A 20,629-nucleotide genomic window follows, 5' to 3' on the forward strand; every position below is an offset into this window, starting at 1 on the left:
GTGGGCACCGGCCGCCAAGTAGGGTGTGCGCACAGCGCGTTCGTACGTCGGGAAGGGGCCGTTCCGCCATGGCCGAGGCACAGGACGAGGAAGTCAGGGCACGCAAGGAGCGCGAGAAGGACGAGCTCTACGCTCTCGACATCTCCGGGGTGGAATGGCAGAGCGCCCCCGGCACCGAGGCGCACGAGGAGCGGGTGGAGATCGCCCATCTGCCGGACGGCGCGGTGGCGATGCGGTCGTCCCTCGCCCCCGAGACCGTGCTGCGGTACACCAAGGCCGAGTGGAACGCCTTCGTACTGGGCGCGCGGGACGGGGAGTTCGACCTGGAGCCCGCCCCGCACAACGGCGGCATGCCCGCGGCCGAGCCGTCGGAGTGAGATGCACCCGGCCGGGCGGCCGGGTGCGCGGGGAGCCTGGAGAGGGCGGAAGCGGTGCGTGCCGCTTCCGCCCTCTCGCCTTGTCCGCAGGGGCTTTTCATGGCGTTTGGCGGTGTGCGACCGGTTTGCTCGTGATGGTGGGGAGTCGTTGACCGTCCTTGAGTGGGACGTGGCGTGAAGGACGTCGTTCCGGGGGCGGACTGGCCTGCCGTGCCCGTGCTGTTGGTGATTAGGCTGGGACGGGGCGCGACGTCAGAACCCGCGAGCGTGGCACACGCGTCCGTCCCACGGGGAGAGCCAGGCGGATCGGACGACAGGAACGGTCGCCCCCCACCACGGCATGAGCGTGCTCGAGCACACCAGGAGGCATTGTGAACAGCGATCGGGACAAGATCCGCGGCGGCTGGGACACACCCGTCGACGATCAGTCCGACGCGGAGTCCGCTGCCGAGACGACGGGCGAGTTCACCATCGACTACGCCCCGCCCGCCTGGTACACGCAGAACGCCTCCGGCAGCAGCCAGGACACGTCGGCCGCGCCGCCGGTGTCCACGCCTCCTCCGCCCGTGTCCACGCCGTTCTCGGGGGGCGGGGAGCAGCCCTCCGGGGGTGAGGCCGCGGGGGTGTCCGGCGCCGACGCTGGTTCCGTCTCCGGTCCTGGTCCTGGTCCTGGTACTGCTCCTGCTTCTGTTACTAGGGCTGGTGCTGGTGAATCCGGTCGCGCTCCCGCCCCTGCTCCCGTGACGGCCGTGCCCAAGCTTCCCGTCGGCAGCGGTTTCCAGCGGGACTGGACCGTGCCGCCGCCTCCCACGACCCCGCCCGTCTCCGGCGGGGCCTCGGACCGGGGCGGGGCTGTCGCCGGTGCCGGGGCCGAGGGCGGCGACCTGGAGAGCGGGGCGACCATGCGGTTCTCCGCTGCCGCGCTGAAGCGGGAAATGGCCGAGCAGGGGGCCGCCCGGGCCGAGGACCAGGCCGCCGGTGAGGCAGAAGGCGCCGGAGAGGCCGAGGCGGAGGGCGGTGCCGAAGGCGCGGCTGAGGGCGGGGAGCCTTCGACTGCGGAGGGTGTGGTCGCGGAGGGCGTGGCTCCGGAGGGTGTGGTCGCGGAGGACGTGGCCCCGGAGGGTGTGGTCGCGGAGGACGTGGCCCCGGAGGGTGTGGTGCTGTCCGGCGACGCGGCCTCAGGGGAGGCGGCCTCCAATGCGGCGGCTTCCGGCGAGGTGGCCTCAGAGGAAGCGGCCTCCAATGCGGTGGCCTCCGACGAGGTGGCCTCCAATGCGGTGGCTTCAGATGAGGTGGCCTCCGGCGACCCGGGCTCCGGCAACTCGGGCTCCAGGGAGGTGGCGTCCAAGGAGGTGGCTTCCGGCGACTCGGGCTCCCGGCAGGTGGCCTCCGGGAACCCGGGCTCCAGGCAGGTGGCCTCCGCCGGCGCGGCGTCCGATGCCGCGGCTTCGCAGGGCTCGGCTTCCGCTGGCGCGGCGTCCGACGCCGCCGCTTCCCAGGGCACGGCCCCCACCGGCACGACTCCCGACGCCACCGCTTCCCAAGGCACGGCCCCCACCAGCACAGCTCCCCACGCCGCCACCCCCCAAGGCGCGGCCTCCGATGGCTCCCTGAGCGGGGCGGCTCAGGCTGGGGCTGCCGGTGCGGCCGAGGGCCGGGAGAGCGCAGCCCCCGCGACCCTCGCCGCCCCCGCGGCCCCCGCGACCCCCGCGGACGCGTCCACCTCCGCCCCGCCGCCCACCGGGGCTCCCCTCGACGTCCCGCCCCCCTTCGGCGCGGTAGCCGACACCCCGGCGCCCTCCGGCCTGCCTGCCGACGTGCCGCCCACCGGCCCGCCCGTCGACCTGCCGCCGCCCACCGGGGCCCCGATCGTCGCTCCGCCTCCCCCGGGGACGCCCGCCGCCCCGGCCGAAGCCGTCGCTCCCCCGGCGGCGGCACCGGAGGCCGCGCCCGGCGACATGCCCGACGCCGCGCCGCCCGCGTGGAGTCCGCCGCCCGCGCCGCAGGGCGGGCTGCCGCCGCTGCCGCCCGCGTTCCAGCCCGCCGCACCGGCGGCCGCGCCCCAGTGGCCCGCGCAGCACCAGGTCGCACCCGCTGCCGAAGCGCAGCCCCCCGCCGCGCCGCAGGCCCAGGCCCAGCCACCCGTCGAGCCCCAGGCCCCCGCGCCCGTACCGCAGGCCTGGAACGCCCCCGCAGGGCCGGTCGCGCCGCAGGGCGGGTACGGCTTCCCCGCCTCCGCCGCGCCCGAGGCCGCCGCCGCGCCGCAGCAGGGTTACGCCCATCCGGCCAACCCGCCCGCCCCGCAGGGAAGTTACGGCTTCCCCCAGGCCACTCCCCCGGCCCCCGTGCCCCAGCAGGCCCAGCCGCCGCAGGCCGCCCCGCAGCCGCTCCCGCCCGCGCAGCCCCTGCCGCCCGTCCAGGCCGCGCAGGCGCAGCAGCCCCAGCCGCAGGCCCCCGTCGACCCGCGCACCGGAACCGCCTGGCCGCAGCCCGTGCGGCACGATCAGCGCGAGCGCACCAACCCGGGGGCGCCGCTCGGGTACACCGCGGCCGTGGAGCTGTCCTCCGACCGGCTGCTCAACAACAAGAAGCAGAAGACCAAGAGCAGCCGTCCCGTCGGCGGCTCCCGGTTCCGGCTCGGCGGCAAGAAGGAGGAGGCCGAGCGGCAGCGGAAGCTGGAGCTGATCCGCACCCCGGTGCTCTCCTGCTACCGCATCGCCGTCATCAGCCTCAAGGGCGGCGTCGGCAAGACGACCACGACGACCGCGCTCGGCTCCACCCTCGCCAGCGAGCGGCAGGACAAGATCCTCGCCATCGACGCCAACCCGGACGCCGGCACGCTCGGGCGGCGCGTGCGGCGCGAGACCGGGGCGACCATCCGCGACCTCGTCCAGGCCATCCCGTACCTCAACTCGTACATGGACATCCGGCGCTTCACCTCGCAGGCGTCGTCCGGCCTGGAGATCATCGCCAACGACGTCGACCCCGCCGTGTCCACGACCTTCAACGACGAGGACTACCGGCGCGCCATCGATGTCCTCGGCAAGCAGTACCCGATCATCCTGACGGACTCGGGCACGGGGCTCCTCTACAGCGCGATGCGCGGGGTGCTCGACCTCGCCGACCAGCTGATCATCATCTCCACGCCGTCCGTGGACGGGGCGTCCAGCGCCTCCACGACGCTGGACTGGCTCTCCGCGCACGGGTACGCGGATCTGGTGCAGCGGTCCATCACGGTCATCTCCGGGGTGCGCGAGACCGGCAAGATGATCAAGGTGGAGGACATCGTGTCGCACTTCGAGACGCGCTGCCGGGGGGTGGTCGTGGTGCCCTTCGACGAGCACCTCGCCGCCGGGGCCGAGGTCGATCTCGACATGATGCGGCCGAAGGTGCGGGAGGCGTACTTCACGCTGGCCGCGATGGTGGGTGAGGACTTCACCCGGGCGCAGCAGGCACAGGGGCTGTGGACCTCGGACGGGAATCCGCCGCCGCGGGTGGCTCCGCCGCTGCCGGGGCAGCAGGGGCTGCCGGGACAGCAGGGGTATCCCGTGCCGGGGGTGCAGCCGTACGGGGGTGCCCCCGGGGGCTACCCCCAGCAGCCCCCACAGGGGCCTGGGCAGGTGGCTCCACCTCAGCAGTAGCTCTCGTTCCGCCCTTCGGGCCCGTGCCGTCATTCGGTGCGGGCCCGGCCCATTTGGGCGCATGCCCAGTGGAACGGTGGCGCGGCATCGAGGGCTGCGCCCACCCGTTCCGCCCCCTGGGCGGACCAGCTGCCCACAGGGGGACCCCTGGTGGGCCGACTGGCCCGCAGAGGCACTGACCTGGGCGTCACCCTCTGGCCTGGAGGGCTTCAGTGGTCTTGACCAATGCGGATGAAATCCCGGTCAACTCGTTATTTCCGCAGGCCACATGGGGTTCACCGGCCGTTGACGCGTGCAGACTGGCGCTGGTAGACACACAGCATCCAGCGGGCCCCTCCTTGATCGACCCCATGTACACCAGCCGTACTCAGTCGTAACCAGCCATCCCTGCGCGAGCGATGACGCGAGGTCACCGACCCATGGACACACGAGATCAGCACGGCAGAACCAGCACGAGCCGCTCCCGGCTCCTCGTCGCGGGCGGCGCCCTCGCCGCCCTCGGCCTCACGGCCGGGCTCGCGACGCCGCTCAACCCGGCTCCGCAGCAGGCCCAGGCCAAGGGCGACGGCAAGAAGACGCTCACCGTCGCGGTCGCGCAGAGCGTGGACTCGCTCAGCCCGTTCCTGGCCCAGCGGCTGCTCAGCACCAGCATCCACCGGCTGACGTACGAGTACCTCACGAACTACGACCCGAAGGACAACCACACCGTCCCGGGGTTCGCCACCGCGTGGAAGCCGTCGGCGGACAAGCTCACGTGGACGTACACCATCCGGTCCGACTCGAAGTGGTCGGACGGGAAGAAGGCGACCGCCGAGGACGCCGCCTGGACGTTCAACAAGATCATGTCGAAGGAGGGCACGGCCACCGCCAACTCCAACTTCGTCACCAACTTCAAGAAGGTGACGGCGCCCTCCCCCACCCGGCTCGTCATCGAGCTGAAGAAGCCGCAGTCGACGATGGCGGCGCTCGACGTGCCCATCGTGCCCAAGCACGTCTGGGAGAAGGTCGACGACCTCTCCAAGTTCAACAACGACAAGGACTTCCCCGTCGTCGGGAACGGCCCCTTCGTCCTCTCCGACTTCAAGGTCGACCGATATGTGCGGCTGAAGGCCAACAAGGACTTCTGGCGCGGGGCGCCGAAATTCGACGAGCTGGTCTTCAAGACGTACAAGGACCAGGACGCGGCCGTCGCCGCGCTCAAGAAGGGCGAGGTGTCCTTCGTCGCCGGGCAGCCCGCGCTCACGCCCGCGCAGGCGAACGGCCTCAAGGGCGAGTCCGACATCAAGGTGAACAACGGCCCCGGGCGGCGCTTCTTCGCCATCGCCACCAACCCGGGGGCGCGGACCCGGGACGGCAAGAAGTTCGGCAACGGCCATCCGGCGCTGCTCGACAAGCGGGTGCGGCAGGCCCTCTTCCTGTCCGTCGACCGCAAGACGATCGTGGACAAGGTCTTCCAGGGCAACGCCGTCGAAGGCGCCGGATACATTCCGCCGCGCTTCTCCGCGTACGCCTGGCAGCCGTCCCCGGACCAGAAGCTCGCCTACGACCCGAAGCGGGCCGCGTCCCTCCTCGACAAGGCCGGGTACAAGAAGAACGGCGACGGCAAGCGCGTCGGCAAGGACGGCAAGCCCCTCGACTTCCGCATCCTCTGCCACGCCACCGACCCCAACGACAAGGCCGTCGGGAAGTACCTCAAGGAGTGGTGGGGCGACCTCGGCATCGGGCTGAAGGTGAACTGTCTCGACGACGTCTCCGTTCCCTGGTACGCCGGGGAGTACGACCTCGCCTTCGACGGCTGGTCGGTGAATCCGGACCCGGACTTCGTCCTCGGCATCCACACCTGCGCCGCGCTCCCCGAGAAGGCGAAGGAGAGCGCCGCCACCGACAACTTCATCTGCGACAAGAAGTTCGACGACCTGTACGAGAAGCAGCTCGCCGAGTACGACCCGGCCAAGCGTGCGGCGATCGTCCGGCAGATGCAGTCCTGGCTGTACGACTCGGGCTACATGAACGTGATGGCGTACCCGAACGCCGTCGAGGCCTACCGCACCGACCAGATCAAGTCCATCACCACCATGCCGGAGGCCGCGGGCAACATTTACGGCCAGGACGGCTATTGGAGTTGGTGGTCGGCGACCCCGGCGAGTGGGGACGGCAATTCCGGTGGGGGCGGCTCCACCGGTGTCATCATCGGTATCGCCGTCGCCGCGGCGGTGGTCGTGGGCGGCGGAGCCCTGATCGCCCTGCGCCGCCGCTCGACCGCAGAGGACCGCGAGTAACGGATGACGAAGAACCCCGCGACCCAGACCGCGAGCGCCGCATGACCGCGGCGGACAACAGTGCGGCGGCGCTCCTCGCCGCCGAGGCGCAGGACGCGGCGTCCGGCGGCCCGGCCACCCCGGCCGGCCGCCGCAGCCGCGGCCCCCGGGCCCGCAACACCACCGCCTATCTGACGTACGTCGCGGGCAAGCTCGGCGGCGCGCTCGTCTCGATGTTCGCCGTGCTCGTCACGAGCTTCTTCCTCTTCCGGCTCATCCCGGGCGACCCGGTGAAGCAGATGACCGGCGGGCGCCGCGTGTCGAGCGAGCAACTGGCAGCGATGCGGGCCGAGTTCGGCCTCGACGACCCGGTGTGGAAGCAGTTCACCGACTACTGCGGCAACGTCCTCACCGGGGACTTCGGCACGTCGTACCAGTTCCACGCCCCGGTCATGGACAAGATCACCGAGGCGCTCGGGCCGACGCTGTGGCTCACCGGGACGGCGTACGTCCTCTACACGCTCCTCGGCATCTGGCTCGGCACGCGCGCGGCGTGGCGCAACGGCCGCCTCGGGGACCGGTTCCACACCGGGCTCGCCCTGACGCTGTACTCGGTGCCGTCGTTCTGGCTCGGCCTGCTGCTCATCATCACATTCTCGGTGGGCGCGGGACCGCTGCCCGGCCTCTTCCCGACCGGCGGCATGGAGAGCGGCGACGAGACCGGCGTGGCGTACGTGGTGGACGTGGCGCACCACATGATCCTGCCGGTGCTCACGCTCGTCGCCGTCGGATATGCGCAGACGCTGCTCGTCATGCGCTCCTCGCTGCTCGACGAGATGGGCAGCGACTATCTGACGACCGCCCGCGCCAAGGGGCTCAGGGACGACCTGGTGCGCCGCCGCCACGCCGTGCCGAACGCGCTGCTGCCGACGGTCACGCTGATGTTCGTGAACCTGGGCACGGTGGTGGCGGGCGCGATCCTCGTCGAGACCGTCTTCTCCTGGCCGGGCCTCGGCAGCCTGTTCTACCAGGCGCTGAGCGTGCCCGACCTGCCCCTGGTGCAGGGCCTGTTCTTCGTCTTCGCCACCGCGGTGATCCTCATGAACACGGTCGCCGACGTGATCTATCCGCTGCTCGACCCGAGGGTGGGACGATGACGACCGAGACGAGCGCCGCGCCGGGACCGGCGCCCCGCCCCCGCGCCCTCGCCTGGGCGCGCCGACGGCACTCCGCGGCCCGCTTCTGGCGGGAGTACCGCACGCACCGGGCGGGGCTCTTCGGCCTCGCCGTGCTCGTCCTGATCTCGCTCGCCGCGATCTTCGCGCCGCTGCTCGTCGGCTCGGACGCGGACAGCGTCACCCGGGCGCCGGGCGACGCCATGGAGTCCCCCAACGGCGAGTTCCCGCTCGGCACCGACCAGTTCGGGCGCGACCTGCTCGCGCTCCTGGTGTACGGGGCGCGGATCTCCCTCACCATCGGGCTGCTCGCCGCGTTCCTCTCCGTGGCCATCGGCACGGTCGTGGGCATCACGGCGGGGCACTACCGCGGCTGGTACGGGACGGTCCTGATGCGCGTCACCGACTGGTTCCTCGTGATGCCCACGCTGGTGCTCGCGATCGCCCTGGCCGTCGTGATGTCCGGCTCCCTGAGCACGATCATCCTGGCCATCGGCGTCACGACCTGGCCCACGACGGCGCGTCTGGTGCGCGCGCAGACGCTGGCGGTCGAGTCCCGCCCCTACATCGAGCGGGCCCGCGCCCTCGGCGGCGGGCACACCCACATCATGCTCCGCCACGTGCTGCCGAACGTCATGCCGCTGGTGCTCGCGCAGACGACCCTCGTCATCTCGGGCGCCATCCTCACCGAGGCCACGCTCGCCTTCCTCGGCCTCGGCGACCCGACCGCGGTCTCCTGGGGCGGGCTGCTCCAGGACGCCCGCGAGGCGGGTGCCGTCAGCGCGGGCGACTGGTGGTACCTGGCGCCGCCCGGCATCGCGATCGCCGTGGTCGCGCTCGCGTTCACGCTGTGCGGGCGGGCCGTGGAGTCCGTGCTCAACCCCAGGCTGGGGGTGTCCCGTTGACCGCCGAACCAGAGGCATCCGTGACCACCGCACACACCGCGACCGACCCCCCGGCCGCGGCCGGGCAGGACGCCGGGCAGCCCCTGCTCGACGTCAGGAACCTCGAAGTGACGTACGCGTCCGGGGCCGCCGCCGTGCGCGGGGTCGACCTGACCGTGGGCGCCGGGCAGAAGCTGGGCGTCGCGGGCGAGTCCGGCTGCGGCAAGTCCACGCTCGCCCTGGCCCTGCTGCGGCTCCTCCCCGCGGGGACGCGGGTGACCGGGCAGGTGCTCCTCGACGGCGAGGACGTGCTCACCATGAAGTGGGGCCGGGTGCGCGCGGTCCGCTGGGCGGGCGCCTCCGTGGTCTTCCAGGGCGCCATGCACTCGCTGAACGCGGTGCACCGCATCGGCGACCAGATCGCCGAGCCGATCCTGCTGCACAAGAAGGCGACACCGGCGGGCGCCAGGAAGAAGGCCCGGGAGCTGCTGGAACACGTGGGCCTTCCGGGCGCACGCGCGGACGCCTATCCGCACGAGCTGTCCGGCGGCCAGCGCCAGCGCGTGATGATCGCCATGGCGCTCGCCTGCGATCCGCGTCTGATCATCGCGGACGAGCCGACGACCGCTCTCGACGTGATGATCCAGGCCCAGATCCTGCGCCTGATCGAACAGCTCGTGGCCGAGCAGGACCTCGGCCTGATCATGATCAGCCACGATCTGGCGGTGCTCGCCGACACCTGCGACCGGCTCGCGGTGATGTACGCGGGCCGCGTCGTCGAGGAGGGCCCGGCCCGGGAGGTGTACGAGCGGGCGCAGCACCCCTACGGCAAGGCCCTCTCGGCGGCCTTCCCGCGCGTCGGGGACCCCGGCTCGCGGTTCGCGCCGCGCGGCCTGCCCGGAGACCCGCCGGACCCCTCGGCGCTCCCGCAGGGCTGTACGTTCCATCCGCGCTGCCCGGTGGCCCTCGACTCCTGCGCCGAGCAGGACCAGGCCCTGCGCGCCGCGGGCCCCGCCCACCGGGCGGCCTGTGTGCACGTCGGCTCCCAGGTCCCCGCCCAGCAGGCCCCGGCGGCCGTGGACGGGGCGCCGTGACCGGGCCGCGCACCCCGATCCGCCCGCCCTGGCCCCCGGCCGCGAGGAGACGCGCATGACCACCCACTCCCCCGCCACGCCACCCGTGCCGTCGGCGGCAGCGACGCCGCTGCTCGCGGCCGACGACCTGCACATCACGTTTCCCGGGCGGCACGGCGCGGATCCGGCACGGGCCGTGGACGGCGTGGACCTCCACATCCGGCCGGGTGAGATCGTCGCGCTCGTCGGCGAGTCCGGCTGCGGCAAGACGACCCTCGCGCGCTCGCTGCTCGGCCTGGTGCCGCCCACGTCGGGCCGGGTCACGTTCGGCGGCAAGCCGCTGGGCCACCGCTCCCGCGCCCTGAAGGCGTACCGCAAGCGCGTCCAGCTGGTGCTCCAGGACCCGAGCGGGTCGCTCAACCCGCGGCACACGGTGTACGAGGCGGTCGCCGAGGGCCTGCGCATCCACCGGTACGCGGGGGACGAGCGGGCGGCCGTCGCCGAGGCACTGTCACGGGCGGGGCTGCGCCCGCCGGAGCGGTTCTTCCTGCGTTATCCGCACGAGCTGTCCGGCGGCCAGCGCCAGCGCGTCGTCATCGCGGGCGCGCTGGTGCTCAAGCCCGAACTCATCGTCGCGGACGAGCCGGTGGCCTCCCTCGACGCGTCCGTGCGCGGCGAGATCCTCGCCCTGCTGCTGCGGCTGCGGGACGAGCTCGGCCTCTCCGCGCTCGTCGTGACCCACGACCTGGGCCTGGCGTGGAACATCGCCGACCGGGTGGCGGTGATGTACCTGGGCCGCATCGTCGAGACGGGGGCCGTCGAAGAGGTCCTGACGGCCCCTCAGCACCCGTACACCAAGGCCCTGTTGTCGGTCCTGCCGGAGGCGGAGGGCGAGCCCGTGGTCCTCACCGGCGAGCCCCCGGACCCGTCGCGCGTGCCGTCGGGCTGCCGCTTCCACGTCCGCTGCCAGGTCCTCGCCAGCGGCGAGGCGGAGCGGGCGGGGGTGGCCCGGGACTGCCGTACGAAGGACCTGCCGGTCCTGTCGGGCGGGGGCGACCCCCAAGTGGCCTGTCACTGGGCGACGGCGAGCGACCCCGACAGCCCGTCCGGCGTTTGAGGACGAGCCCGAAGGGCGAGGAACCTCAGCCCCGGTCGGCCTCGTAGCCCTCGACGAGCGCCCGGGCCTGCTTGACGTCGTCACCGATGGCGACCAGCAGCGCGTCGATGGACTCGAACTTGGCCTGCCCGCGCACGAAGGCCAGGAAGTCCACGGCCACGTGCAGCCCGTACAGGTCGAGGCCCACGCGGTCGATGGCGTAGGCCTCGACCGTGCGCTCCGTGCCGTCGAACTGCGGGTTCGTACCGACGGAGATGGCCGCGGGCATGGCCTCGCCCTGGGCGTGCAGCCAGCCCGCGTACACGCCGTCGGCGGGGATGGCGGTGTGCGGCAGCGTCTCCACGTTGGCCGTGGGGAAGCCGAGCTCGCGGCCGCGCTGGGCGCCGCGCACGACCACGCCCTCCACGCGGTGCGGGCGGCCGAGGATCTCGTGGGCGCCGGCGAGGTCGCCCTCGGCGATGAGGCGCCGGGTGAGCGTCGAGGAGAACGGCTCGCCGCCGCCCGCCGCGCCGCTCACGTACAGGTCGACGACCTCGACCTCGTAGTCGTACGTCTCGCCGAGCTCGGCGAGGACCTCCACGTTGCCCGCGGCGCGGTGCCCGAAGCGGAAGTTGGGGCCTTCGACGACGGCCTTGGCGTGCAGCTTGTCGACGAGGACCTTCACCACGAAGTCGGCGGGCGACAGCTTCGAGAACTCGGTCGTGAACGGCAGGATGAGCACGGCGTCCACACCGAGGTCGGCCATCAGCTCGGCGCGCCGGTGGTGGGGGGCGAGCAGCGGCGGGTGGCTGCCGGGGCGCACGACCTCGCTGGGGTGCGGGTCGAAGGTGACGACCACGGCGGGCACGCCGAGCTCGCGCGCGCGGGCCACCGCGCGGCCGATGATGAGCTGGTGACCGCGGTGCACGCCGTCGTAGGAACCAATGGTGACGACGCTGCGCCCCCAGTCCTGGGGAATGTCCTCCAAGCCACGCCAGCGCTGCACTGTCTTCGCTCCTCGCCGAACCCGTGTACGTCCCGTACGTGTGTACGTTCCCTTGCCTATTGCGCAGGTCTAAGAGTGCCATGCCGACACCTTGTCGCTCGCATCGGCCGGGGTGGTGGTGCTCACGCCGACTTGGGGAGCTCACGCCGACACCGGGACGGCGTCCGCGAACCCCTCGACGGTGCGGCGGGCGCTCGGGCCGATGAGCGCCGCCCAGTCCTGCGGGGCGTCCGCCATCCAGCGGGCGAGGCGCCCGGCGAACCCCGGCGCGCGCCGCGTCAGGTCCACCAGGACGCGGTCGAAGCGGATCGCGCCCTCCGGCGTGCGGCCGAGCAGCAGGCCCGCGCGCTGCACCAGGTGCCGGTCCCGCTCGGCGTCGCCGCCGCGCTCGGCGACCGCGCACAGCACGGCCTCGACGACGTCCGGGTCCCGCTCCTGGGCGAGCAGCAGGTCGAGCAGCTCGGCGCGCAGCGGCCGCGAGGCCTGGCCGCCGGGCGCCGCGAGGACCGGCGCGAGGGCGCGGCGCACCTGGGCGGCGCCGCCGCGCAGCAGCGCGCTGACCGTCGGGAACAGCACGGCCCGCACGCCGGGGCCCCGGTCGAGGAGCAGGTCGACGTAGGTGGCCACGGCCCCCGCGGACTCCGGGCACTGCTCCGCGTGGTCGCGGACCAGGGCGGCGACGCGGCGCGCCTGGGCGGGCGAGGTCACTCCCGCGAGGTCCCGCAGCAGGTCTCCGGCCGCCGTGCCGGGGCCGTGGAGGCGGGCCCGGAAGGCGGCGAGCACCGGATCGGGGTCGGTGGTCAGGGCCGCCGCCAGGGCGCTCCCGGGCAGCCACGGGTCGCCCGCCGCGAACGCCTTCAGGGCGGTGGGCAGATGCCGGGCGCGGGTCTGCGGGTCCCGGACGAGCAGGGCGAGCGCCGCGCCGTGCAGGGAGGCGTCCCCGGGGCGGGCGAGCAGGGCGTAGGCCGCGTACCGCAGCAGGGTGCGGTCGGCGTCGCCGGTGGCGTGCCGGGCGGTGCGCAGGCCCCAGACCACGGCGGCCACACGGCGCGCCGCCCGGTCGTCGCGCGCCCAGCGGTCGACGGCGCGGCACACCGCGGACGGCTCGTCCTCGGCGAGCGCGCCGAGGAGTTCGTCGGCGCGGGTGTGCGCGCAGTCGGCCAGGGCTTCGGTGAGGTCGTCGATGGCGCGGTGCCGGTGGGTGTGCAGCAGGGCCTGCGCGGCGGAGGCGACGGTGGCGTCGGGGGTGGCCCGCAGGGGGCTCTCGTCGGTGAACCAGCGCGTCAGATGGCGCTGGACGGCACCGGGGTCGGCGGCGAGGTGCTCGGCCACGGCGTCGAGGACGCGGCCCGCCGTGCCGGGCGGGCCGTCGTGGGGCACGACGGCCCGCAGGAGGTCGTAGCGGGTGGCGTCGGGCAGGGGCAGGGCCATCCAGAAGGCCGGGGGGAAGCGCCGGTGCGCGGCGATCTCGCGGAGCACGTCCAGATACGGGCTGGCGTCGGGGACGCGCAGGAGGACCTCGCCCAGGAGGTGCCTGGCCCACCAGGCGGCGTCCTGGGCGCTGTCCGGTGGCGCGGCGCCCCGGGCCGCCGCCGTGCCGAGCGCCTCGACGGCGGTCGCCAACCGCGCCAGGCACACGGCGAGTTCCCCCGCGCCCCACTGCCGCTCGACGAGCAGCAGCGCTTCGAGCACGGGGCCGATCCGGTGCCGGGGCACCGGCAGGGAGCGGGTGGCCGGGGCCGGACCCTCGGCGTGGCGGAACACCAGGGACGTCAGGGCGCCCTCCACGTCCAGATGGGTGCCCTGGAGCCAGTCGGCGACCTCTTCGTGCGCGAAGCGGTACCCGGTGCCCGCGGGGACCATGAGGCCTTCCGCGAGGACCGCGGAGGCCCAGCCGGTGCAGCCCTCGGGCCCCGGCAGGGCGCCCCACGGGAAGACCTCCTCGAACGCGGCCCGGTCGAGCTCCCCCTGCCCCGGCCCCAGGCACCGCCGCGCCGCCTCGTGGACCTGGCCCGCCACCCGCGCGGCGAGCCGGCGCACGGCCGTCCCGCGCAGTCCGTTCGCCGCGGCGAGGCGGACGGCGACGCGCAGGCTCATCAGGTCCAGGTGGGCGGCGAGGATCTCCTCACGTCCGGGCCGTCCCGGCGGCTCCCCGGGCAGCGCGGCCCTGACCTCGGACAGCAGCCGCAGCGCGAGGGGGTGCCGGGCGTCGGCGGCGGCGAGGGCCGCGTCCGGGATGCCGTACCGCGCACGGGCCCGGCGCGCCTGCGGCTCCGGCAGGTCCCCGAGCCGTACGCAGCCGGGCAGCGCGTCCCCGAGGGCGCCGGGGACGCCCGGGCCGGGGCGGCCGGGGGTTCCTTCCGCCCCGGTGTGCAGCAGCTCGGCGGGGAAGTGCTCCCCGGCCCGCTCCCAGTACTCCGCGCGGCAGGCGACGACGAGCCGCGCCCCGGTGTCCCGCAGCCACCCGGCGGTGCCCGTGCTCCACTCGGCGAGGCGGTGGGCGAGGACGGGCGGCATCTCCTCGGGCCCGTCGAGCAGCAGGAGCAGGGGCCGTCCGGCATCCCGGACGAGCCGCGCGACACGGCCCGCGGAGATGTCCCCGAGGCCTTCGCCCGCCGGGCGGTTGTCGTCCGAGGCGGCGATGATGCGCCCGGCCCGCTCCAGGGCGCGCGCCACCGCGTCGGCCACGGAGGTGTCGGCGTCGCGCAGGTCGGCGCCGCGCAGCCACAGCGTGGGCGCGGGCGCGCCGCCCCGGGCGCGGCGGGCGGCGAGCGCGGCCAGCTCCGTGGTCCGTCCGGAGCCGGGGTCGCCGACGAGCCCGAGGACGCGTGCGGGACCGCTGGTGAAGTCGGTGAACTCCCGTGCCGTATCGGGCCGTTCGACCAGCTCGGGCCCGGGTGCGGCAGGGCCGTCGGAGCCCACGGACGTGGCGGTCAGCTGGAGCGCGCCCGCGAGGTTCAGATCGGGGCCGTAGGCGGGCACGGTGGCCGCGTTGCGGGCGAGGAGCGCGGCGAGGGGGCCTTCCGGGTCGGCGGCGGCCGCCTCCCGCAGCGGCACCGCGAAGCCGGCGGCGCGGTGCGGGGCGTGCAGGGCGGTGGCGAGGACGGCGAGCACCGCGCCGGACGCGGCGTCCACGACGGGCCCGCCCGCGGCCCCGCCGCCGAGCCGCAGGGCGTCGGCGCCGTCCGTGCCGATGGCCAGCTCCATGGCGGCGTCGAGGACGTGGAAGCGGTCGGTGGCGGCATAGGTCACCGAGGCGGAGTCCAGGACCCGCGCCTGCCGCCAGCCGCCCGCGGCGATCCGTACGTACGAGCCCACCGGCACGGCCTCGCGCACGGTGACGGGCAGCGGCCTGAGGCCGAGGCCCTCGGTGCGCACCAGTGCGAGGTCGGCCCCGGGAAGGGCGGTCACGGCGTCGGCGGCCACGACGCAGGTGCGCTCGCCCGCCGCGTGCAGCACGATCCGGGCGAGGCCGTCGACGGCCTCGTGGCTGGTGATCACGGTGCCGAGCTCGTCGGCGGCGAACCCGGCGCCGCGCGGGCGTCCCGCCAGGTCGCAGATCCGCACCAGGGACCACCGGGGCCCGCCCCCGTCGACCGGCTCCGCGGCCGTCCCGCTCCGGCCCCGGGCCCGGTCCCCGCCGCCCCGGGCCCGCGGGCCACGTCCCGCCATGCGCGCACCTCCCCGACCGCTTGTCGACCCCCGTTCCTCCGACCGTAGGTCGGCGGTGATCAGCGGGACAGAACGCGAGCCGAACGCGCCCCCTTCCGCTCCCGTGGTTCACTCCGAGCGCCTGCTCATAGGGGTGAAAGCCCGGGCGGGCGTGGATAGACCTTCCTTGGGGGGGATTGTGGAGCGGCGGACAGTCGTCCGCCGCTCCACAGCGCGAAGGGCCAAGTGCCGTCAGGCCCAGCAGCCTTGAGCGGCGCTCAAACCACTGCTCCCCGGCAGCCCGTGCGAGGGCCGTCAGACGAACACGGCGAGGCTCTTGGCCTTGCCGCGCGACTCCTCGGCCAGGACCACGAACCGTCCGTCGGGATCGAAGACGGCCACGGCCCCCGCACCCGCGTACTCCTCGGGCATCTCGATCCGCACGCCGTTGACGAGCAGCCGCGCCCGCTTGGCGTCCACGTCCCAGCGCGGGAAGGCCGCACCGGCCGCGTCCGCGACCGGCATCACCGTCAGCTCCTCCTGGAGCTGGTCGAGGGTCCGCGCCGAGTCCAGCTTGTAGGGGCCCACGCGGGTGCGGCGCAGCGCCGTGAGGTGCCCGCCCACGCCGAGGTCCGCGCCGATGTCCCGGGCCAGCGCCCGGATGTACGTACCGGAGGAGCAGACCACGGACACGACCAGGTCGAGCACGGGTGTGCCGTCCTCGGCGACCGCGTCGCGGACGTCGTACACCTGGAAGGACGACACCGTCACCGGCCGGGCCGGGATCTCGAAGTCCTCGCCCTCGCGCGCCCGCTTGTAGGAGCGCTTGCCGTCGATCTTGATGGCGCTGACCTTCGACGGCACCTGCATGATGTCGCCGGTGAGCTTGGCGACGGCCGCGTCGACGGCGTCCCGCCCGATGCCGGAGGCGTCGGTGGAGGCCGTGATCTCGCCCTCGGCGTCGTCGGTGACGCTGGACTGGCCGAGCCGGATGGTGCCCAGGTACTCCTTCTCCGTCAGCGCCAGATGGCCGAGGAGCTTGGTGGCGCGCTCGACGCCGAGCACGAGGACGCCCGTGGCCATCGGGTCGAGGGTGCCCGCGTGGCCGACGCGGCGGGTCTTGGCGATGCCCCGCATCTTGGCGACCACGTCGTGCGAAGTGAAGCCGGACGGCTTGTCGACGATGACAAGTCCGCCCTCCCGTCTCCCACCGCCGCCCTTGTCTGTGAGCGCTGCGCGCTCGCCCCTCTCGTCCGTGGTGGTGGTGCGCTTGGTCATGAGGCGGCGTCGCCGTCCGTTTCCTCGTCCTCACCGGGCTTGCGGTACGGGTCCGCCTCACCGGCGAAATCGGCGCCCGCGGAGGCCTCGCGGACCTTCGCGTCCGAGGCGCGCGCCCGGTCGAGGAGGTCCTCGATGGCCCGCGCGTTGTCGGGCAGCGCGTCCGCCACGAAGGTCAGCGTCGGCGTGAACTTCACGCCCGCCGCGCGCCCGACCTCGGAGCGGAGGACGCCCTTGGCGCTCTCCAGGCCCGCGGCCGCGGCCGCGCGCTCCTCGTCGTCCCCGTAGACCGTGTAGAAGACGGTCGCCTCCCGCAGGTCACCGGTGACCCGGGTGTCCGTGATGGTGACATGCGTGCCGAGCCGCGGGTCCTTGATCCCGCGCTGCAGCTTCTGGGCCACCACCTCTCGGATGAGGTCCGCCAGCCTCTTCGCCCGCGCGTTGTCGGCCACTGCTCCGTCTCCTTCTGTGCTGTGCTCGTCGCTGGTCGTTCAGGGGGTCATTCGTCGTCGTCACCGTGGAACCGCCGCCGTACCGACAGCAGCTCCACTTCGGGCCGGGCGGCGACGAGCCGTTCGCACCGGTCCAGTACCTCGGTGAGGTGCGCCGCGTCCCCGGAGACCAGCGCGATGCCGATCTCACTCCTGCGGTGCAGTTCCTGGTGGCCGACCTCGGCCGCGCTCACCGCGTACTTCCGCTGGAGTTCCGCCACGATCGGGCGGACGAGGGAGCGTTTCTCCTTCAGCGAATGTACGTCGCCGAGGAGCAGGTCGAAGGACAGCGTCCCCACAAACATGTGTGCCCGGATAACCCGCCGGTACGGGATCGCGCCCTGCGCACGGTCGGCAGGGTCACCAGAACCGTACAACGAGCGGCGGTCCGGCTCGACGGGATTTCGCCCCCGCCGCCCCTGCCCGTGCCCGCTTCCTGGGGGCTCCGCCCCCAGACCCCCGCTCCTCAAACGCCGGAGGGGCTGTATCTTCCAGCCCGTCCGGCGTTTGAGGACGAGGCGCGGAGCGCCGAAAAGGGGTCGGGGGTCGCCCGGGGAAGAACCCCGGAGCAACCCCCGACCCTGCGAACGCTAAGCCCGCGGCTTCTCGCGCATCTCGTACGTCGCGATGACGTCGTCGACCTTGATGTCGTTGAAGTTGCCGAGGTTGATACCGCCCTCGAACCCTTCGCGGATCTCGGTGACGTCGTCCTTGAAGCGACGCAGGCCCTCGATGTTGAGGTTCTCCGCGATGACCTTGCCATCGCGCAGCAGGCGGGCCTTGGTGTTCCGCTTGACCTCGCCGGAGCGGATGAGCACACCCGCGATGTTGCCCAGCTTGGACGAGCGGAAGACCTCGCGGATCTCCGCCGTACCCAGCTCGACCTCTTCGTACTCCGGCTTGAGCATGCCCTTGAGGGCCGCCTCGATCTCCTCGATGGCCTGGTAGATCACCGAGTAGTAGCGGACGTCGACGCCCTCGCGCTCCGCCATCTGCGCGGCACGGCCGGCCGCGCGGACGTTGAAGCCGATGACGATGGCGTCGGAGCCCATGGCCAGGTCGATGTCCGACTCGGTGACCGCACCCACGCCGCGGTGCAGCACGCGGATGTCGACCTCCTCGCCGACGTCCAGCTGGAGCAGGGAGGACTCCAGGGCCTCGACGGAACCAGAAGCGTCACCCTTGATGATGAGGTTGAGCTGCTGGATCTCGCCGGCCTTGAGCACCTTGTCCAGGTCCTCGAGCGAGACGCGGCGGACGCGCTTGGCGAACGCGGCGTTGCGCTCGCGGGCGGCGCGCTTCTCGGCGATCTGACGGGCCGTACGGTCCTCGTCGACCACCAGGAAGTTGTCGCCCGCGCCCGGGACGTTGGTGAGACCGAGGACGAGGACCGGGGTCGACGGACCCGCCTCTTCCACGTTCTCGCCCTTGTCGTCGAGCATCGCGCGGACACGGCCGTAGGCGTCACCGGCGACCATCGTGTCGCCGACGCGGAGGGTACCGCGCTGGACGAGGACGGTCGCGACGGCGCCGCGGCCCTTGTCCAGGTGGGCCTCGATCGCGATGCCCTGCGCGTCCTGCTCCGGGTTGGCCCGCAGGTCGAGCGAGGCGTCCGCGGTCAGGACCACGGCCTCGAGCAGGGAGTCGATGTGCAGACCCTGCTTGGCGGAGATGTCGACGAACATCGTGTCGCCGCCGTACTCCTCGGCCACCAGACCGAACTCGGTGAGCTGGCCGCGCACCTTGGTCGGGTCGGCGCCCTCGACGTCGATCTTGTTGACCGCGACCACGATCGGCACGTCGGCCGCCTTGGCGTGGTTCAGCGCCTCGATCGTCTGGGGCATCACACCGTCGTTGGCCGCGACCACGAGGATCGCGATGTCGGTGGACTTCGCACCACGGGCACGCATGGCGGTGAACGCCTCGTGACCCGGGGTGTCGATGAAGGTGATCGCGCGCTCTTCGCCGTTGACCTCAGTGGCGACCTGGTAGGCACCGATGTGCTGGGTGATGCCACCGGCCTCGCCCGCGACGACGTTCGTCTTGCGGATGGCGTCGAGCAGGCGGGTCTTACCGTGGTCGACGTGACCCATGACGGTCACGACCGGCGGACGGGAGACCAGGGCCTCGTCGCCGCCCTCGTCCTCACCGAACTCGATGGAGAACGACTCGAGCAGCTCGCGGTCCTCCTCCTCGGGGCTGACGATCTGAACCGTGTAGTTCATCTCGTCGCCGAGGAGCTGCAGCGTCTCGTCGGAGACGGACTGCGTGGCCGTGACCATCTCGCCGAGGTTCATCATCACCGCGACGAGCGACGCCGGGTTGGCGTTGATCTTCTCGGCGAAGTCGGTGAGGGAGGCACCGCGCGACAGGCGAACGGTCTCGCCGTTGCCGCGAGGCAGCATCACGCCGCCGACCGACGGGGCCTGCATGGCCTCGTACTCCTGGCGCCTCTGCCGCTTCGACTTGCGACCGCGACGCGCGGGACCGCCGGGACGGCCGAAGGCGCCCTGCGTGCCACCACGGCCACCGGGACCACCCGGACGGCCACCGAAGCCGGGACGGCCGCCGAAGCCACCGCCGCCGCCACCGGGACCACCCGGACGACCGCCGCCGCCACCGGGACCACCGGGACGACCGGCGAAGCCGCCGCCGCCACCGGGACCGCCGGGACGACCGGCGAAGCCGGGACGACCGCCGCCGCCACCGCCCGGACGGCCACCGCCGCCGGGACCGCGGCCGCCACCGGGGCCGCCGCCGGGACGCGGGCCCGCGGCGGGACGCTGCGGCATCATGCCCGGGTTCGGACGGTTGCCGCCGGGGCCGCCGCCGGGACGCGGGGCCTGCGGACGGGGCATGCCGCCCGGGGTCGGGCGGGGACCGCCCTGGCCCTGCGGGCGGGGAGCGCCGCCGGGACCGCCCTGGCCCTGCGGGCGCGGGGCGCCGCCGGGGCCGCCCTGGCCGCCGCCGGGACGCGGGGCGCCGCCGGGACGGGGCGCCTGCGGGCGCGCCATGCCGGTGGAGCCGCCGGACGTGAAGGGGTTGTTACCCGGACGCGGACCCGCGGGACGGGCACCGCCGGGACGCGGGGCGCCACCCTGGCCGCCGGGGCGCGGAGCACCCTGACGGTCGCCGCCACGCTGACCCTGGCCGGGCGCCGGACGGGCGCCACCGGGCTTCGGGGCACCGGGACGGGCGCCGGGGCGCGGCGCGGCCGGAGCGCCGGAGGACGCCGCGGCCGGGCTCGGCGACGGCGGCGCGGTGAACTCGGGCGCGGCCGGAGCCGGAGCGGCGGGGGCCGCGGGCGCGGCGGGGGCCGGCTTCGGCGCGGGCGGCTTCGGGCCCGGCGTCGGACGCGGACCCGGGGTCGCCGGGGCGGCCGACGCGGGCTTGGCCGGGCTCTCCGCGGCCGCCGGACGGGGCGCGGGCTTGGGCGCGGCCGGACCCGGACGGGCGGCCTGCGCGGGGGACGGTGCCGCGGGCTTCGCGGCGGGCTTGCGCGGGGCGGGCTTGCCGGACTTGCCGGAGCCGTTGCCCTGCTGGAATGCGTCAGTCAGTTTGCGTACCACCGGCGCCTCGATCGTCGAGGACGCCGAACGTACGAATTCACCGAGTTCCTGGAGCTTGGCCATGACGACCTTGCTCTCCACACCGAACTCCTTGGCGAGTTCGTATACCCGGACCTTAGCCACTTCGCTC

13 protein-coding genes are annotated in these 20,629 nt (G+C 73.9%); 7 read left to right on the plus strand and 6 right to left on the minus strand.

Annotated elements, in window-relative coordinates; translation table 11 throughout:
- Positions 1-68: 68 nt before the first annotated feature.
- The 7 genes from AC5WAM_RS12060 (at position 69) to AC5WAM_RS12090 (ending at position 10,525) form a co-directional block, all read left to right on the plus strand.
- The gene (locus AC5WAM_RS12060) at positions 69-377 is read left to right on the plus strand and encodes a DUF397 domain-containing protein (protein WP_366795289.1); all 309 of its coding nucleotides are present in this window, start codon (positions 69-71) and stop codon (positions 375-377) included.
- 371 nt (positions 378-748) lie between these two features.
- Positions 749-4,018, plus strand: coding sequence for an SCO5717 family growth-regulating ATPase (locus tag AC5WAM_RS12065; RefSeq protein ID WP_495522592.1), 3,270 nt, complete (start codon positions 749-751; stop codon positions 4,016-4,018).
- Between the two features lie 419 nt (positions 4,019-4,437).
- A complete protein-coding gene (locus tag AC5WAM_RS12070) occupies positions 4,438-6,297 on the plus strand; it encodes an ABC transporter substrate-binding protein (protein ID WP_495522593.1) in 1,860 nt (619 codons plus the stop codon).
- Positions 6,298-6,338: 41 nt separating this feature from the next.
- A complete protein-coding gene (locus tag AC5WAM_RS12075; protein WP_366795285.1) occupies positions 6,339-7,433 on the plus strand; it encodes an ABC transporter permease in 1,095 nt (364 codons plus the stop codon).
- Positions 7,430-8,356, plus strand: a complete 927-nt coding sequence (locus AC5WAM_RS12080) for an ABC transporter permease (RefSeq protein ID WP_495522594.1) — start codon at positions 7,430-7,432, stop codon at positions 8,354-8,356. Before AC5WAM_RS12075 ends, AC5WAM_RS12080 begins: the two co-directional genes overlap by 4 nt.
- Before the next feature lie 20 nt (positions 8,357-8,376).
- The gene (locus tag AC5WAM_RS12085; protein WP_495522595.1) at positions 8,377-9,429 is read left to right on the plus strand and encodes an ABC transporter ATP-binding protein; all 1,053 of its coding nucleotides are present in this window, start codon (positions 8,377-8,379) and stop codon (positions 9,427-9,429) included.
- 55 nt (positions 9,430-9,484) lie between these two features.
- Positions 9,485-10,525: an ABC transporter ATP-binding protein gene (locus AC5WAM_RS12090; RefSeq protein WP_495522596.1), complete on the plus strand. Its 1,041-nt coding sequence runs from the start codon at positions 9,485-9,487 to the stop codon at positions 10,523-10,525.
- Positions 10,526-10,550: 25 nt separating this feature from the next.
- Here the strand turns inward: AC5WAM_RS12090 and AC5WAM_RS12095 are convergent, their stop codons facing one another.
- The 6 genes from AC5WAM_RS12095 to infB all read right to left on the minus strand — a co-directional run bounded on the left by AC5WAM_RS12095 (position 10,551) and on the right by infB (position 20,622).
- The gene (locus AC5WAM_RS12095) at positions 10,551-11,510 is read right to left on the minus strand and encodes a bifunctional riboflavin kinase/FAD synthetase (RefSeq protein WP_172382092.1); all 960 of its coding nucleotides are present in this window, start codon (positions 11,508-11,510) and stop codon (positions 10,551-10,553) included.
- Between the two features lie 141 nt (positions 11,511-11,651).
- Positions 11,652-15,182, minus strand: a complete 3,531-nt coding sequence (locus AC5WAM_RS12100; RefSeq protein ID WP_495522597.1) for a trypsin-like peptidase domain-containing protein — start codon at positions 15,180-15,182, stop codon at positions 11,652-11,654.
- 294 nt (positions 15,183-15,476) lie between these two features.
- The gene (gene truB, locus AC5WAM_RS12105) at positions 15,477-16,439 is read right to left on the minus strand and encodes a tRNA pseudouridine(55) synthase TruB (protein WP_366795281.1); all 963 of its coding nucleotides are present in this window, start codon (positions 16,437-16,439) and stop codon (positions 15,477-15,479) included.
- Complete coding sequence (rbfA, locus tag AC5WAM_RS12110) at positions 16,436-16,891, minus strand: 30S ribosome-binding factor RbfA (protein ID WP_138962129.1); 456 nt, start codon at positions 16,889-16,891, stop codon at positions 16,436-16,438. The genes truB and rbfA overlap by 4 nt, the downstream gene beginning before the upstream one ends.
- A gap of 47 nt (positions 16,892-16,938) precedes the next feature.
- On the minus strand, positions 16,939-17,235 hold the full coding sequence (locus tag AC5WAM_RS12115) for a DUF503 domain-containing protein (protein ID WP_138962128.1): 297 nt from the start codon (positions 17,233-17,235) through the stop codon (positions 16,939-16,941).
- A gap of 285 nt (positions 17,236-17,520) precedes the next feature.
- Complete coding sequence (gene infB, locus AC5WAM_RS12120) at positions 17,521-20,622, minus strand: translation initiation factor IF-2 (protein WP_366795280.1); 3,102 nt, start codon at positions 20,620-20,622, stop codon at positions 17,521-17,523.
- Between the last annotated feature and the right edge of the window lie 7 nt (positions 20,623-20,629).

The organism is Streptomyces sp. JLYT201, from assembly GCF_059448825.1.